7 protein-coding genes are annotated in these 14,262 nt (G+C 66.2%); 3 read left to right on the plus strand and 4 right to left on the minus strand.

What is annotated here, in order from left to right; all coding sequences use genetic code 11:
- Nucleotides 1–94: 94 nt before the first annotated feature.
- From QA649_RS09330 to QA649_RS09345, 4 genes are all read right to left on the minus strand, one after another.
- A complete protein-coding gene (locus QA649_RS09330) occupies nt 95–1,075 on the minus strand; it encodes an LLM class flavin-dependent oxidoreductase (RefSeq protein ID WP_283023915.1) in 981 nt (326 codons plus the stop codon).
- Nucleotides 1,072–1,803: a 4'-phosphopantetheinyl transferase superfamily protein gene (locus QA649_RS09335; RefSeq protein ID WP_283023916.1), complete on the minus strand. Its 732-nt coding sequence runs from the start codon at nt 1,801–1,803 to the stop codon at nt 1,072–1,074. The genes QA649_RS09330 and QA649_RS09335 overlap by 4 nt, the downstream gene beginning before the upstream one ends.
- Before the next feature lie 245 nt (nt 1,804–2,048).
- The gene (locus QA649_RS09340) at nt 2,049–2,216 is read right to left on the minus strand and encodes a hypothetical protein (RefSeq protein ID WP_018646185.1); all 168 of its coding nucleotides are present in this window, start codon (nt 2,214–2,216) and stop codon (nt 2,049–2,051) included.
- A gap of 142 nt (nt 2,217–2,358) precedes the next feature.
- Complete coding sequence (locus QA649_RS09345) at nt 2,359–8,805, minus strand: non-ribosomal peptide synthetase (RefSeq protein WP_283023917.1); 6,447 nt, start codon at nt 8,803–8,805, stop codon at nt 2,359–2,361.
- Between the two features lie 136 nt (nt 8,806–8,941).
- Between QA649_RS09345 and QA649_RS09350 the strand changes: the two genes are divergently transcribed.
- From QA649_RS09350 to QA649_RS09360, 3 genes are all read left to right on the plus strand, one after another.
- A complete protein-coding gene (locus QA649_RS09350; protein WP_283023918.1) occupies nt 8,942–12,412 on the plus strand; it encodes an AAA family ATPase in 3,471 nt (1,156 codons plus the stop codon).
- Nucleotides 12,409–13,203, plus strand: a complete 795-nt coding sequence (locus tag QA649_RS09355) for an rRNA adenine N-6-methyltransferase family protein (RefSeq protein ID WP_283023919.1) — start codon at nt 12,409–12,411, stop codon at nt 13,201–13,203. The genes QA649_RS09350 and QA649_RS09355 overlap by 4 nt, the downstream gene beginning before the upstream one ends.
- Nucleotides 13,204–13,297: 94 nt before the next feature.
- Nucleotides 13,298–14,248, plus strand: coding sequence for a DUF6492 family protein (locus QA649_RS09360; protein ID WP_283023920.1), 951 nt, complete (start codon nt 13,298–13,300; stop codon nt 14,246–14,248).
- The last annotated feature ends 14 nt before the right edge of the window (nt 14,249–14,262 follow it).

The following is a 14,262-nucleotide window of genomic DNA, read 5'->3' on the forward strand; positions in this document are numbered from 1 at the left end:
CGAAGCAATCCAGAATCTTTCCCGGACATCAGTCCGGATTGCTTCGTCGCAAGGGCTCCTCGCAATGACGATGTGGATGCAGTGTGATCAGTAGTTAAAACATCCCGCTCGCCGCCAGCGCCTTGCGGACGTGCTGCATCTCGATCTCGTCCGCGACCATGTCCAGCATGATCGTGGTCAGTCCCTTCGCCGCAAACGCCTTCAGCCTCGTGCCGATCTCCTCGTAGCTGCCGACGAGATAGGGGCAGTCGGCCTGGAAGGTCAGGAACGGCAGCAGCCAGTAGCCATTGTCCTGAAGCTCGCCGCTTCGTCCCTCATACAGCCGCCGCTTCCATACGGAGTCGCTGTTCTCCACGGTGAGCGCGAGCAGCTCGCGATCATCGGGGTTGTTGCGGAAGCGTGCCTTCGCCGCCTGCCGGGCCTCGTCGCTTCTCTCGCGTGCGAAGATGCCGAAGTTCATGCCGGGTGCCGCGAAGCCATCATCGAGATCGGGCGGCAGCATCTGCATCTTGATGCAGCCGGTCTCCTTGGCCACGCGCTGCGCTGCTTCCGATTGACCGGCGATCAAAAATTCCGGCATCAGCTCCGCCGGCAGGCGTGGACGAAGTTGCAGGTTGCTCGCACGGTAGAACCGGCCCTCGATAGTCACCGGCCGCGAGCTCGAGAGCAGCTGGCGCATCAGCGCGACGAACTCGCCGAGCCGGACATAGCGGTCGGCATGGGTCTGCTCGTCGCCGAGGCCCTGCAAGTCGCTGACCGCGGTCCCCGTGATCATGTTGAGGTAGACCTTGCGGCCGTAGAGCTGCGCGAACGACGAGACGAATTTCGCTGCCGTGAACGGGTGCATGTAGATTGGGTTGACGGCGATCAGCGGCGAGCTTCGCGTCGTTTCCGCCATGATGTGCTGGGCCATGGCCCAGGGCTCGACGAACACGTCGTTGCCTTCGAACAGCAGAATGCCTTCGAAGCCGTTGCGGTCGGCGAACTCTGCCACCCGCATCAGCTCACCGACATATTGCTTGGGATCGCGGTTGCGCGAGATCGCGGGAAAGACGCGCAGCCGCGAGGTCGTCATTCAGCCGCTTCCTGGAGCGGCCAGGCATTGCGGCTGATGGGAAGGCCGCCGTGCGCCCGGGAGCCGTCGGCGATCGCGAGGCGATGCGAGGGCGAGGGCGAGCACAGTGAGAAGCGCCATCCCGAGGGATCGTCGACGATATCGGGCTTGAAGCTGATCTCGATGGCCTCGCGCGAAACCTGCATCGCGAAGGCGTCGAGCGGTAGGTTGAGCCCGAAGCCCCTGGCCTTCAGATAGGCCTCCTTGAGCGTCCAATAGTCGAAAAAGCGCTCGATCGCCGCCGGCTCCGGCAGCCTGCGCAGCGTTTCGACCTCCTCCGGCGCAAAGAAGCGATTCGCGGTGGAAAGCGGGGCGACGCGCCGTGACACTGTTTCGACGTCGACGCCGACCGCCTCATGCCCGGATACGACGCAGGCAACGCAGCCGTCGGCGTGCGACAGGCTGAAATGCAGCGCGGTCGAGGTTTTGGGCGATGCGACGAACGGGCGCCCATAGCGGCCGGCCCCAAAGGACCAGTCGGTGGGAGCGACATTCGGCGCGATCTGGGACAGCGCCAGGCGCAGCATGGCATGTGCGAATATATATTGCCGCCGATGCCGCTCGAACTTGAAGCGGTCGGCGCGGATCCGTTCGTCGACCGAGAGCAGCCGTCGGCACGCATCGGCTGCGCCCGGCGCGTCAATGGTCGCGATCAGTCCGACAAACAGTTCAATTCTGTCGTCTGCCATCAATTGGGCCTTTGGCGTCAGGCAGAGGCCAAATCCCCGGCGCTGACGGAAGAATCAACTGAGCAAGAATCAACCAGTGGACCGGTCTTAGCGGTCCACCCAGGCAAATTCTTGTCGATTTGCAGGCCGGTTTACAGGCGCAAGCTTGTGCGAGACCCCAACTCGACGAGCGAGCGGCCCAATTTGAAAACCGGAGGCCGAAAAATGAAGCCTGAAGATTGGTGCGGCGCCCCTGCCGACTAGTCTTACTTTTTCTTCTTGGCCTTCTTCGACCCGCCCAGCATCGAAAGGCTGGCGTCGACGTCCTTCATCGCGGCCTGGAGCTTCTTCTTCTCGTTGGTCAGCAGCTTCTGCAAGGCCTTGCGGTCCTTGTCGCTCAACGAGGTGCCCTTGGTAAATTTGATGAAACCCATAACGCACTCCCCCGGTTGAAAATAATCGTCCAAATCAAAAAGGCAGGAATAATCTTGCGCGATGGCGCCAAATAATCAAGATGCAACTTGATCATGCACAGCTTTGACGAGTGAACCTGTATTCGCCCTCGTGTACGGCCGGTCATGCCGCCTTGCGCGCGAGCAGTTGGCCGAGTGGTGTGCCGGATTGGTCGACGGCCGCCGCCAGCAGCGCGACGAGATCCGCCATCCATGTGCGGACCGTGCCGCCGTCGAGGAGCTCGTGCTTGTAATTGCATGAACCGGTGATTCCGGTCGGGCGCTCCTTCAGCATCAGCGACAGCCAGGTCTGGTCGATCGGCAGCACCGGCTGGCCCTCGCGCGCGATATTTCCGATCGATTGCACTGCAATCTCCGGCAGATCGAGCGGCTGGCGCAGCGGATTCTGCAGCGTGAAATAGACCTGGAGCAGTGCGGCCGGGTCGATCCCCTCCCGCTCCAGATGGTCGGCCAGCATGTTGAACGGCAGCTCCTGCCGCGCATGCGCATCGAGCACGCTCTGGCGCACCCGGCTCAGGGCCTGCGCGAACGACAGATCCGCGGTGATGGTCGTACGGACGATCACCGTGTTCTCGAACGGGCCGACGATGCGGTCGGTGTCCGGCTGGGCGCGATTGGCCATGGCGGTGGCAACCGAGATGTCGGTGCGGCCTGTCCGCGCCAGCAGCAGGGCTTTCAGGCCAGTCAGCAGGCACATGAACAGCGTTGCGTTGTGCTGACTGGCGAACGCGGTGAGTCGCGCGATCAGATCGGCCTCGAGCCGGAGCGGATGGTGCCCGGTGGACGCGCCGGGGTCCGCTTCGCCCTCGAAGATCGGAGCCGCGCCGCGCAGATTCTCCGTCCAGTCGGCGGCCTGGCGACGGGCAGCGTCGGTGCCACACCACCACCGCTGCCAGCGCGCGACGTCCGAAAAGGCCGGCGGCGGCCTCAGTAGCGGCGCCGCGGGGCGCCCGGCCAGCGCCGCATAGCGGCTGGACAATTCCTCGAACAGCACCCCGATCGACCAGCCGTCGGCAATGACATGATGCAGCGTCAGCAGCAGCACGTGGTCGTCGGCATGGAGCCGTAACAGCCGCGCCCGCAGCAGCGGCGGCCGTGCGATGTCGAATGGGGCATAAGTCTCCTGCTCGATCAGCAGATCGATTTTCCGGAGCTCGAGCGCCTTGCGCCGCTTGTTGTTGTGCGGCCGCCCGTCGCCGATGACCTCGACGGTGAGGACGGGCCCGAGCTCGCTGGGAGCGGCGATGCGGCTGACGGGCTCTTCGCCGTTCCAGCCGAAACCGGTCCGCAGCGATTCATGGCGGCGCACGATGTCGCCGAATGCTTGCGCGAGGATGGCCGGATCGAGCGGGCCGTCGAGCCGGAAGGCGAAGGGCAGGTTGAACAGCGGCAGGCCCGGCAGGTTCTGCTCGATCCGAATCGTCTGATCCTGCGCGATCGAGAGCGTCGGCGGACCGCTTTCGATCAGCCGCGATACGCTTGCGGCAGGCTTGTGCGGTTTCGCTGCCAGGGCCTCGTCGACCCGACGGGCAAGCTCTGCGACCGTCGGCGCCTCGAAAATGGTCTTGATCGGCAGCGACACGCCGAGCGCCCGGGCGACGCGCGCCATCGCCTGGCCGGCCAGCAGCGAGTGGCCGCCGAGATCGAAGAAATTGTCTGTCACCCCGAGGCTCTCGACCTTCAGCAGGTCGATCCAGATGTCGGAGAGCACCTTTTCGGTAAAATGCCGCGCTGGCACGGCGGCAGCATCTGGCGCGGAGGTTTCCTGTTGTGCGGGTGCCAGCAGCGCGGAGCGATCGATCTTGCCATGGGCGTTGAGCGGCACCTGGTCCAGGAACAGGAAGGCGGACGGGATGGCATGGCCGGGCAGCCGGCTCTTCAGGAATTCGCGCAGCTCGCTGGCGCTGACCCGGCTGCCGGGCCTGGCGACGATATGGGCGATCAGTCTGACATCGCCGCCGGCCTCGGGGCGCGGCTCGACGATGCCGGTGCGCACGTCAGGATGGTCGGCAAGCGCGTTCTCGATCTCCTTGAGCTCGATGCGGTAGCCGCGGACCTTGACCTGATGGTCGGCGCGGCCGAGGCATTCGATCGTGCCGTCGGTGCGGCGGCGGGCGAGATCGCCGGTGCGGTAGAGGCGGGAGCCTGCCTGGCGCGAAAACGGATCGGGCAGGAAACGTTGCCGGCTCTGCGCGGGATCGTTGACATAGTAGCGGCCGACGCCGGCGCCGCCGATGCAGAGCTCGCCGGTCACGCCGACCGGCTGCGGCTGGAGGTTGGCGTCGAGCACGTAGAGCTGGGTGTTTGGCAGCGGCGCGCCGACTGGAACGTTGCCCGTCGCTATCGCCGGCGCCTTGGTCAGGCGATGCAGCGACACGTCGTCGGAACATTCCGACGCCCCATAGGCATTGATCAGCGGCACTTTCGGGCAGCGAGCGAACCAGGCGCGGCAGAGATCGACCGGCAGCGGCTCGCCGGTCGAGATCAGGACCCGCAACTTCGCGAAGACGCGCCGGACCTGCGCCTCGTCCATGCGATCGAGGATCACGCGGAGCAGTGAGGGCACGATCTCGAGCACCGAAATGTGCTCGCGCTCGATCTCCCGGGCGAGCAGGATCGGGTCCTGCACGGTCGCGGTGCCGCAGACATGCACGCGCGCGCCGACCATGGGGCCGGCGAGGAACTGCCAGACGGAAATGACAAAACTCTGCGGGGCGGTCTGCGCGATCACGTCCTTAGGCGACAGCTTCAGCTCGGCAATCAGCGAGGCCAGATGGTTCGACAGGCCGCGCTGCTCGATCATGACGCCCTTCGGCGCGCCGGAGGAGCCGGACGTATAGATGAGATAGGCAAGGCTCGAGGCTGCCCGCCGCGCGGCGCGGGCCGGCTTGGTCATCCCAGGCGCGATGGTGTCGTCGAGTTCGGCGACCTGAATGCGCTCGACCAGCGGCTCGAGCAGCGCCTCGACCAGGGCCGATTGGGCGCGCCCGGTCAGCAGCACGCGGGCACAGCTCGATCCGAGGATGGTCGTGAGCCGTGCGGTCGGCTGGTCCGGATCGAGGTTCAGGAAGGCCGCGCCCACGCGCTGCACCGCGATCATCGCAGCGAGCAGATCGGGGCCGCGCTCGGCGAGCAGGGCGACCACCGTCTCGGGCCCCACGCCCTCGCGCAGGAGCCAGCGCGCGATCGCCTGGCTGCGGCGCGCCAGCTCGCGATAGCTCAGGGATGCGCGACCGTCCGACACCGCGATCGCGTTCGGCGTCTTCTTCGCTTGGCGTTCGAAGCGTTCGCTCAGATTGCCGCGCGCGGCGAAGTTGGCCGGCACGCCGTGGCCTTTCGCCAGCACCTGCCGGCGTTCGGCCTCGGTCAGCAGCGGCAGGCGCGAGATGCGCTGTTCCGGATCGGCGATGACGGCCTTGAGCAGGGTCTTGAACTGCGCGGCCATGCCTTCGATCGTTGCCGCGTCGAACAGATCGGTGGCGTATTCGAAGAAGCCAGTAAATCGCCCGTCGGCCTCGACCAGCTCGAGCGTGATGTCGAAGCGCGCCACCTTCGGATCGATCTCCAGCCGCCGCGTCGACAGGCCGGGGAAGCGCGCCGCCTCGATCGAGGCGTTCTGGAGGATGAACATGATCCGGAACAGCGGATTGCCGTCCGTCCTTCGCGCGACCTGCAGCGCGCGCAGCACCTCCTCGATCGCAAGGTCCTGGTTGCGGTAGGCATCCAGCGTCACCTGACGCACCCGCCGCAACATCTCGCCGAAGCTCGGATCGCCGCCAAAATCGTTGCGCAGGATCAGGGTGTTGGCGAACAGCCCGATCAGCCGCTCGCTCTCGATCTGGTTGCGGTTGGCGATCAGCGATCCCGTCGCGACGTCCTCGTGTCCAGTGTGCCGGAACAGGAGGCACTGGAAGGCCGCGAGCAGGGTCATGAAGGGCGTAACGCCCTGGGCCTGGCTCAGCGCGCGGACGTCGCCCGAGAGGATTTTGGAGAACTCGAAATAGTGCCGGGCGCCATGACCGCTCCAGACCTCCGGCCGTGGCCGGTCGGTCCGCAGCGGCAGCGTGGTGACGCCGTCGAGCTGCGCCCGCCAGTAATCGAGCTGCTCCTTCGCGGCCGGCGTCTGCGCCCAGCCCTGCTGCCAGAGCGCGAAGTCGCGATACTGGAAGGCGGGCGAGGGCAGCGCCGCCACGTCCTTCTTGTGTGCTGCGGCATAGTGGGCGGCGAGCTCCTCCCAGAACAACCGCTGCGACCAGCCGTCGGTGACGAGGTGATGGACGTTGACGACAAGCGCGTGGCTGGATTTGTCGAACGACAGCAGCGTGACTTTCAGCGGCGGCTCGTGCGCTAGGTCGAACTTGTATTGCGCGAGCTCGAGCGCCTCACGCCGGATGATTGTCGCCCGCTTGTCCGTGGGGCAGGGCTTGAGCTTGATCGGCTCGAACCGCGGCGGGGATTGCAGCACGCGCTGCGCCGGCTCGCCCTGCCGTTCGATGAAGACCGAGCGCAGCGCCTCATGACGCGCGCAGATCGCGGCGAGGCTCGCAGAGAGTGCGGCGACGTCGACCAGGCCGTTGAGCATCGCGACTTCGACGACATTGTAATTGTAGCGCGTCGGATCGAGCCGCGACAGCAGATACATCCGCTGCTGCTGGAACGACAGCGGCACGTCCGCCGTCACTGCAGCGGCCTGACGCCAGGCCGGCAGCGCCACGTCGCGATGCGTTGCTGCCGTCTCGATCCGGGCCGCAAGCGCCGTGACCGTGGCGCAATCAAAGATGTCCTCGAACGAGAAGTCGACGCTGAAGCGTTCGCGCAGGCGCGAGCGCATCTGCGTCACCGCGAGCGAGTCCGCGCCGAGTGCGAAGACGTCCTGGTCGATGCCGACCTGCTGCAGCTCCAGGAGGCCGGCCCAGATCTCCGCGAGCTGGGTCTCCAGCGCATTGCGCGGCAGGCGCGTCTCGCCGGCATCCGCGGTCTCCGCGATCAACCCGGCCAGCGCGTTGCGCTTGACCTTGCCGCTGGCGCCTTTCGGCAGCGCCGCCACGCTGCGGATCAGGCTCGGCACCTTGTAGGCCGCAAGACGCTTTCGCGCGAACTGGCGCAGCTGGTCCGAGCTCGCCTCGGAATTTTGCCGCAGCACCACGACGGCAGCGACGTTCTCGCCGAGCTTCGGATGCGGGACGGCGAACACGCCGGCCTCGAGCACCGCCGGATGGCTGAGCAGCACGTCTTCCACCTCGAGCGGCGAGACCTTCTGTCCACCGCGGTTGATGACGTCCTTGATGCGGCCGACGATGAAGAGATAGCCGTCGGTGTCGAGATAGCCGAGATCGCCGGTCCGGAACCAGCCGTTGCGGAAGGCGGCCTCTGTCGCCGCCTCGTCATTATAGTAGCCACGCGTCATATTCGCGCCGCGCAGCACGATCTCGCCGTGCTCGCCGCCCGCGAGCGCGCGGCCCGCCTCGTCCATGATCGCGATCTCGGGCCCCGCGGCGCGGCCGACCGATCCGACCTTGCGCAGCTCGAACGGATTGGCCGCGATCTGCGAGGCCGCCTCCGTCATGCCGTAGGTCTCGAGCACGGGAACGCCGAACGTCGCCTCCAGTCCGGCAAGGATAGCGGGCGCCAGCGAGGCCGAGGCCGAGCGGATCACGCGCAGTGACGAGGCTCGGACGCGATCGGGGTTCGCTTCCGCCGCCGTCAGCAGCGCGCGATGAATGGTCGGCACTGCCGTGTACCAGGTCGGTTGCAGCTCCCGCATCCAGCCGAAGAAGGACGCGGCGTCGAAGCCGTCGGTGCAGATCACGCTCGAGCCGGCAGCGAGCGCGGTCAGAAGGCCGGAGATCAAGCCATGGGCGTGAAACAGCGGCAGGACGTTGAGCAGGCGATCATGGGATGTGAGCGACAGCACGCGGCCGGCATTGTAGGCAGAGAGGCACACGTTGCGATGCGTCAGCGGCACCATTTTCGGCCGCGCCGCCGTGCCCGACGTCAGCAGGATGAAGGCGTCGTCGTCGCCGCGCGAGGCGCCGCTCGCACTTGCAGGCCCGACGGCCGGGCCCATGAATGTACAGCCGCCGAGATCGTCTTTCGGCCCCGGCACGAAATCGATCACCGTGATATCGAGCGCCTTGGCGACGTCGCGACTGGGTGAGTTCATGTCGGCGCGGGTGACGAGCGCCGTCAGCTTCAATTCGCTGAAATAGCGTTGCAGCTCGTCCGCGGTTAGGTCGGGATTGACGGGGATGCAGGCGCAGCTTGAGGCGACCGCGATCAGGGCCAGCGCGCTGTCGGCGCCGCGCGGCAGCGCGACGGCGACCCGGTCCGCAGACGCGATGCCGAGCCCACGCAGCGTGTGCACGAGATCGTGCGTCCGCTCGCCAAGCGCGCCATAGGTGAGGGCTGGCCGTCCAGGGGCGAGGATAGCGGGCGCCGCAGGAGCCCTGCGGGCGTGGAAGTCGAGAAGGCCGCCGATATGGGAAAAGATCTTCGTTTCCAGGCTCGCGCCGACCGATCCCGCTCCGGATGCAATGTCCGACAATGCCATTCCCTTTTGATCTGATTGAGCTATTCTTCTCAAGAGTTAGGGAACGCGTCCAGTCTGAGGTGAAGTTCGGGCCCCAAAATCTGTGGTTGAGGGGCCCCAAAGCCCTTCGACGGAGTGAAGGTCGGGCAGAATCACCATGCTGGAGAATGAGCCGGGTACGGCAGCGGAAGGCGGGCTGAAGCGCTGGCTCGAGGGCGTCGGCCTCGGCCACTACTCCGACCTTTTCGCACAGCACCGCCTCGATCTCGACGTTTTGGGGGATCTCACCGAATCCGACCTGGTCGAGCTCGGATTGCCGCTTGGCGATCGCAAGCGGCTGCAGCGGGCGATGGCGGCGCTATTCCAGGCTGAAACGGCGGAGCCGCCGGCCGCGGCGGCACGTCCGCAGACCCGGGCGGAGGTCGGGGCCGAACGGCGTCAGCTCACCACCATGTTCTGCGACATGGTCGATTCCACCTCGCTCTCGGTGCAGTTCGATCCGGAAGACGTGCGCGACATGATCGCGAGCTTCCGCGAGACCTGCGTCCGCGTGGTCAAGCATTACGAGGGCTTTGCCGCCCGTTTCGTCGGCGACGGCATTCTCGTCTATTTCGGCTATCCGACCGCACATGAGGACGACGCTGAGCGCGCGGTGCGTGCAGGTCTGGAGATCGTGCGGGTGCTGTCGACCGCACGCGCGATCGAGCCGCGCGGTGCGCTCAGCCATTCGCCGGCCGTCCGCATCGGGATCGCGACCGGTCTCGTGGTGGTCGGCGATCTCGTCGGGCAGGGCACCGAAGAGCGCGACTCCGCGGTCGGTGAAACCGTCAACCTTGCCGCGCGCCTGCAAGCCCTGGCGCCGCCCAATGGCGTCGTGATCTCCGCTTCGACGCAGTCGCTCCTGAAGGGGAAGTTCGACTACCGCAATCTCGGTGTCCATGCGCTGAAGGGCATCTCGGAAAAGGCGCAGGCCTGGCACGTGGTGCGAGCTACGCGGGTGGAGACCCGCTTCGCCGCGGCGATGGGCGCGCGGCTGACGCCGCTCGTCAACCGGGAGGAGGAGATTGCGCTGTTGATGGGCCGCTGGCAGCAGGCCAAGGACGGCGACGGCCAGGTCGTGGTCAAGTTCGGCGAGCCCGGCATCGGCAAGTCGCGCATCATCCAGGAGATCTTCGAGCGGATATCGGGCGACCGGCACGGTCAGGTCTCGTTCCAGTGCTCGCCCTACTACACCTCGACCGCGTTCTATCCGTTCGCCGAGCAGCTCAAATTCTCGCTCGGCCTCGACCGCGAGGATACCTCCGCGCTGACGCTGGCGAGCCTGGAGACCGCGATCGCCGCCGCGCATGGCGACATCGAGCAGGTCACGCCGCTGTTTGCCGCGCTGCTGTCGATACCGACCGGAGATCGCTATCCGCCGCTCGATTTGTCGCCGCAGCAGCAGAAGGATGCGACCGTCGCCGCGCTGGTCAATCACTTCCTCGGCCTCGCGCGGGAGATGCCGCTGGTGATCGCGTTCGAGGATCTGCACTGGATCGACCCGACCTCCCGCGAGGTGATCGACCTGCTCGTCGACCGGGTGCAGAACCGGCCGATCCTGGTCATCATCACCGCGCGCTCCGAATTCCAGCCGAGCTGGAACGCGCATTCGCACATCACCACGCTGGTGCTCAATCGCCTGAGCCGGCAGCTGCGCACGACGCTGGTCGAGCGCGTCGCCGGACGGGAGCTGCCCAAGGAGGTCGTCGAGGAGATCATCGTCAAGACCGACGGCGTGCCGCTGTTCCTCGAAGAGCTCACCAAAACCGTTCTGGAATCCAATCTCCTGACCGAGCGGCACGGGCGCTACGTGCTGTCGGGCCCGTGGCGGCAGCTCGCGATCCCGGCAACGCTGACGGACTCGCTGATGGCGCGGCTCGATCGGATGGGCCCGTTCAAGCGGATCGCGCAGATCGGCGCCACCATCGGCCGCGAGTTCTCCTACGAGACGCTGCAGGCCGTCGCCAACACGCCGGCGGAGCAGATCGAGGCCGCGCTCAATCATCTGGAGGAGGCCGGGCTGGTCATGCGGCGCGGCCATCCGCCGGATGCGCTCTACTCCTTCAAGCACGTGATGATCCAGAACGCCGCGCATGCGAGCCTCCTGCACAGCGAGCGGCGCAAGCTGCATGCGCGCATCGCGCAGGTGCTCGCCGAGATGTATCCGGAGAAGACCGATCGCGAGCCGGAGCTGCTGGCCCATCACCTCACCGAATCCGGCCAGAGCGAGGGTGCCGCGAGCTTCTGGCTCAAGGCCGGCAAGCAGGCGGCCAGGAGCGGCGCCAATCTGGAGGCGATCGGCCATCTGCGCCGCGGCTTGAGCGTCGTGCAGGCTAATGCACGCATGCAGGGCGCCGACGAGATGGAGCTCGAGCTGCGGATCGCGCTCGGCAACGCGCTGATCGCCGCCAAGGGCTACGCGGTGCAGGAGGTCGAGGAGAACTACACCCGCGCGCTCGAGCTCGGCCAGCAGCTCGACGACGACGAGAAGGCCTTCGCCGCGACCCGCGGCCTCTGGGTCTGCCATTTCATCCGCGCCGATCTCACCCGCGCGCATGATCTCAGCGTCGAGCTCCTGAAATTCGCCAAGCGCGAGCGGCTGAACGAGCGGTCGCAGCCGGCGCAGCAGACCGGCTATCTGATCGAGGCGCACCGTTCGATCGCGATGACCATGCTCTATCGCGGCCGCTTTGCCGCCTCGCAGCATCATCTGCATCGCTGCATCAACCTCTACAGCCCCGACCTGCATTCCGATCTGATGGAGCGGCACGGCACCGATCCCGGCGTCGTCTCGCTGTCCTATCTCGGCTATCTGCTCTGGTTCCTCGGCCGGCCCGACGCAGCGCGCCAGCACAGCGAGCAGGCGATCGCCAATGCCGAGAAGATCCGCCATCCTTTCACGCTCGCCTTCGCGCTCGTGTTCGGCGCCTATCTCTGCCAGCATTTGCGCGACGTCGAGGGCACGCGCGACCATGCCAACCGCGCCATGATCATCGCCACCGAGCACAATTTCCTGCACTGGAAGCAGCAGGCCGCGATCCTGCGCGGATGGGCACTGACGCAGCTCGGCGAGGCTGACGAAGGTCTTAGCCAGATGCGCTTCGGCCTCGACGAATACGAGGCGATGGATTCCTGGCTCGCCGGCTGCTGGTTCCGCTGCCTGCTCGCTGAAGCCTATGCCAAGGTCGGGATGCGCGATGCCGCCTTGCGCGCGCTGGACGGCGCGCTCGCGACCGCCAGGCGGACGGGCGATCATTCCTACCTCGCCGAGGTCTATCGCCTGCAGGGCGAGATCACCCTGTCGGACGGCGACCCCGCCTCGGTGCAGGAGGCCGAGGAGCTGTTCGGCCTGTCGCTGGATGTCGCACGCAAGCAGGGCGCGCTGTCCTGGGAGCTTCGCACCGCCGTCAGCCTGGCGCGGCTGTCGCATCAAGCCGGCAAGCGGGAGCACGCTCGTCTGCTGCTCGTGCCGATCGTCAACAGGTTCAGCGAGGGTTTTTACACCCCGGACCTCAAGCAGGCGATGCAGCTGGTCAACGAGCTCGATGCGGATGTGCCGGTCCGTGAACAGGCCGATGCGGCGAGATGAGCGATCTTGCCGCCGCGCGTGCGCGCTACGTGGAGTTGATTGCCAGGCGCGAGCGGATTTCCTCGCCCCGCCTGCTCGAAGCGCTCGCTGCCGTTCCGCGCGAAGATTTTCTGCCCGGAGGCCGTTGGCGTATCAAGAGCGAGGCGGCGCGCAGCTACCGGCTGACGCCGGACGCCGATCCCGTTCATCTCTATGAGAACGTGCTGGTCGCGATCGACGCGCGCCGCAGGCTCGACACCGGCCTGCCGAGCCTGTGGGCGCATTTCATCGACGTGCTCGACGTCAAGCGGGGGAACCGTGTCGTGCAGATCGGCGCCGGCCTCGGCTATTTCTCCGCAGTGCTGTCGAGGATGGTCGGCCCCAAGGGCAGCGTGCACGCGATCGAATACGACGAACGGCTCGCGGCTCGCGCAACGAACTATCTGCGCGGCTACGGAAACGTCACGGTCGTCAACGGCGACGGTTGCAAGGACGTCGGCGAGGCCGCCGACGTGATCATCGTGCATGCCGGCTTTCCGCATCCGCATCCGCTCTGGCTCCAGTCGCTCCGTCCGCGCGGCCGCCTCCTGGTGCCGCTGACCCAGCGGGATCGCGAGGGCGCCGCCCTCATGATCACGCGGCGCGGCAGGGGCTTCGAAGCCGAGGCCGTGCAGCAGATCCGCATCTTTCCCGGCCATGGCCGCGGTGTGACCGCGCTCGACGACCGCGTCGCCGACTGGTGGCAGCGGGCATCAGCCCTCGCGCCACTACGCTTCCGGGGGATTGAGCAGGGCCTGCCGTCGGATGGCTAACGCTTCGTTTCATTTTACCTTGATTCCGTTTGTGAGTTTCCAGCGCCTCCCGCCGCCGCTATGAGTGCGGCCTGATCGCCATCCGAGCGCGCCCATGCATTCCGTTGCCCTGCTGACTGCGAGCTATGCCAAGGATATCGAACGCTTTTCGCTGCTTGGCGAGAGCATCGACACCTGGCTGACGGGATATACGCGGCATTATGTTCTCGTTAACGATGAGGATGTGCCGCTGTTTGACCGCTTTGCGTCCGACAAGCGCGTGATCGTTCCGGCCTCGCGTTACTTGCCGAAATGGCTGTTCGCGCTGCCGCCGTCGCTGCAGTTCATCAGCAAACGACGCGTCTGGTTGTCGCTGCTGTCGTCGCCCGTGCATGGCTGGCACATCCAACAGATCCTGAAGATCGCCGGCGTCCTCAACGCGCCCGAGCAGCGCGTCTGCATCCTGGATTCGGACAATCTGTTCTTCCGGGAATTCAACGTCGGCCAGTATGCCGGCGGCGAGAAGACGCCGCTCTTCGTCACGCGCAAGGGGATCGACGCCGACCACCCCTTGCATGTGCTGTGGCTGCGCACCGTCGACCAGCTTCTCGGTGTCAGGGAGCGCGCGTTCCCGGCCGACGATTATGTCGGCAACGCGCTGGTCTGGGACAAGGACACCGCGCGCGCGATGACCGACGCCATCAAGTCGGCGACGGGCCTGAGCTGGGCTTTGGCACTGTGTCGGAAGAAGAAATTCTCCGAGTATCTGCTTTACGGAAACTTCGTCGCCAGTTCGCCGGAGCATCTGGCCACCCATCGGGTCACGGAAGACAGCATCGCGGTGTCGCACTGGGACGACACCCGGCTCGGCCGGCCGGCGATCGAAGCGATGATGCGCTCAGCTTCGCCCGAGCAGGTCGCGCTCTGCATCCAGTCCTATTCGTCGACCTCGATCGACGACATTCGCGACGTCTTCAGGCTGAACTCGGCTGACAGGCGCAGTCCGAGCCTGGCTCCCGATCAGATCGGAGACGCGCCCGCGTTCGAGACGCCCAAGACGTGCTAGCCTTCCAAGACACG

The sequence above is a fragment of the Bradyrhizobium sp. CB1717 genome (genome assembly GCF_029714325.1).
Classification (GTDB): Bacteria; Pseudomonadota; Alphaproteobacteria; order Rhizobiales; family Xanthobacteraceae; genus Bradyrhizobium.

Coding starts and splice junctions, on each gene's coding strand:
- QA649_RS09330 (WP_283023915.1), bottom strand. CDS start 1,075: ATGACGACCTCGCGGCTGCGCGTCTTTCCCGCGATCTCGCGCAACCGC.
- QA649_RS09335 (WP_283023916.1), bottom strand. CDS start 1,803: ATGGCAGACGACAGAATTGAACTGTTTGTCGGACTGATCGCGACCATT.
- QA649_RS09340 (WP_018646185.1), bottom strand. CDS start 2,216: ATGGGTTTCATCAAATTTACCAAGGGCACCTCGTTGAGCGACAAGGAC.
- QA649_RS09345 (WP_283023917.1), bottom strand. CDS start 8,805: ATGGCATTGTCGGACATTGCATCCGGAGCGGGATCGGTCGGCGCGAGC.
- QA649_RS09350 (WP_283023918.1), top strand. CDS start 8,942: ATGCTGGAGAATGAGCCGGGTACGGCAGCGGAAGGCGGGCTGAAGCGC.
- QA649_RS09355 (WP_283023919.1), top strand. CDS start 12,409: ATGAGCGATCTTGCCGCCGCGCGTGCGCGCTACGTGGAGTTGATTGCC.
- QA649_RS09360 (WP_283023920.1), top strand. CDS start 13,298: ATGCATTCCGTTGCCCTGCTGACTGCGAGCTATGCCAAGGATATCGAA.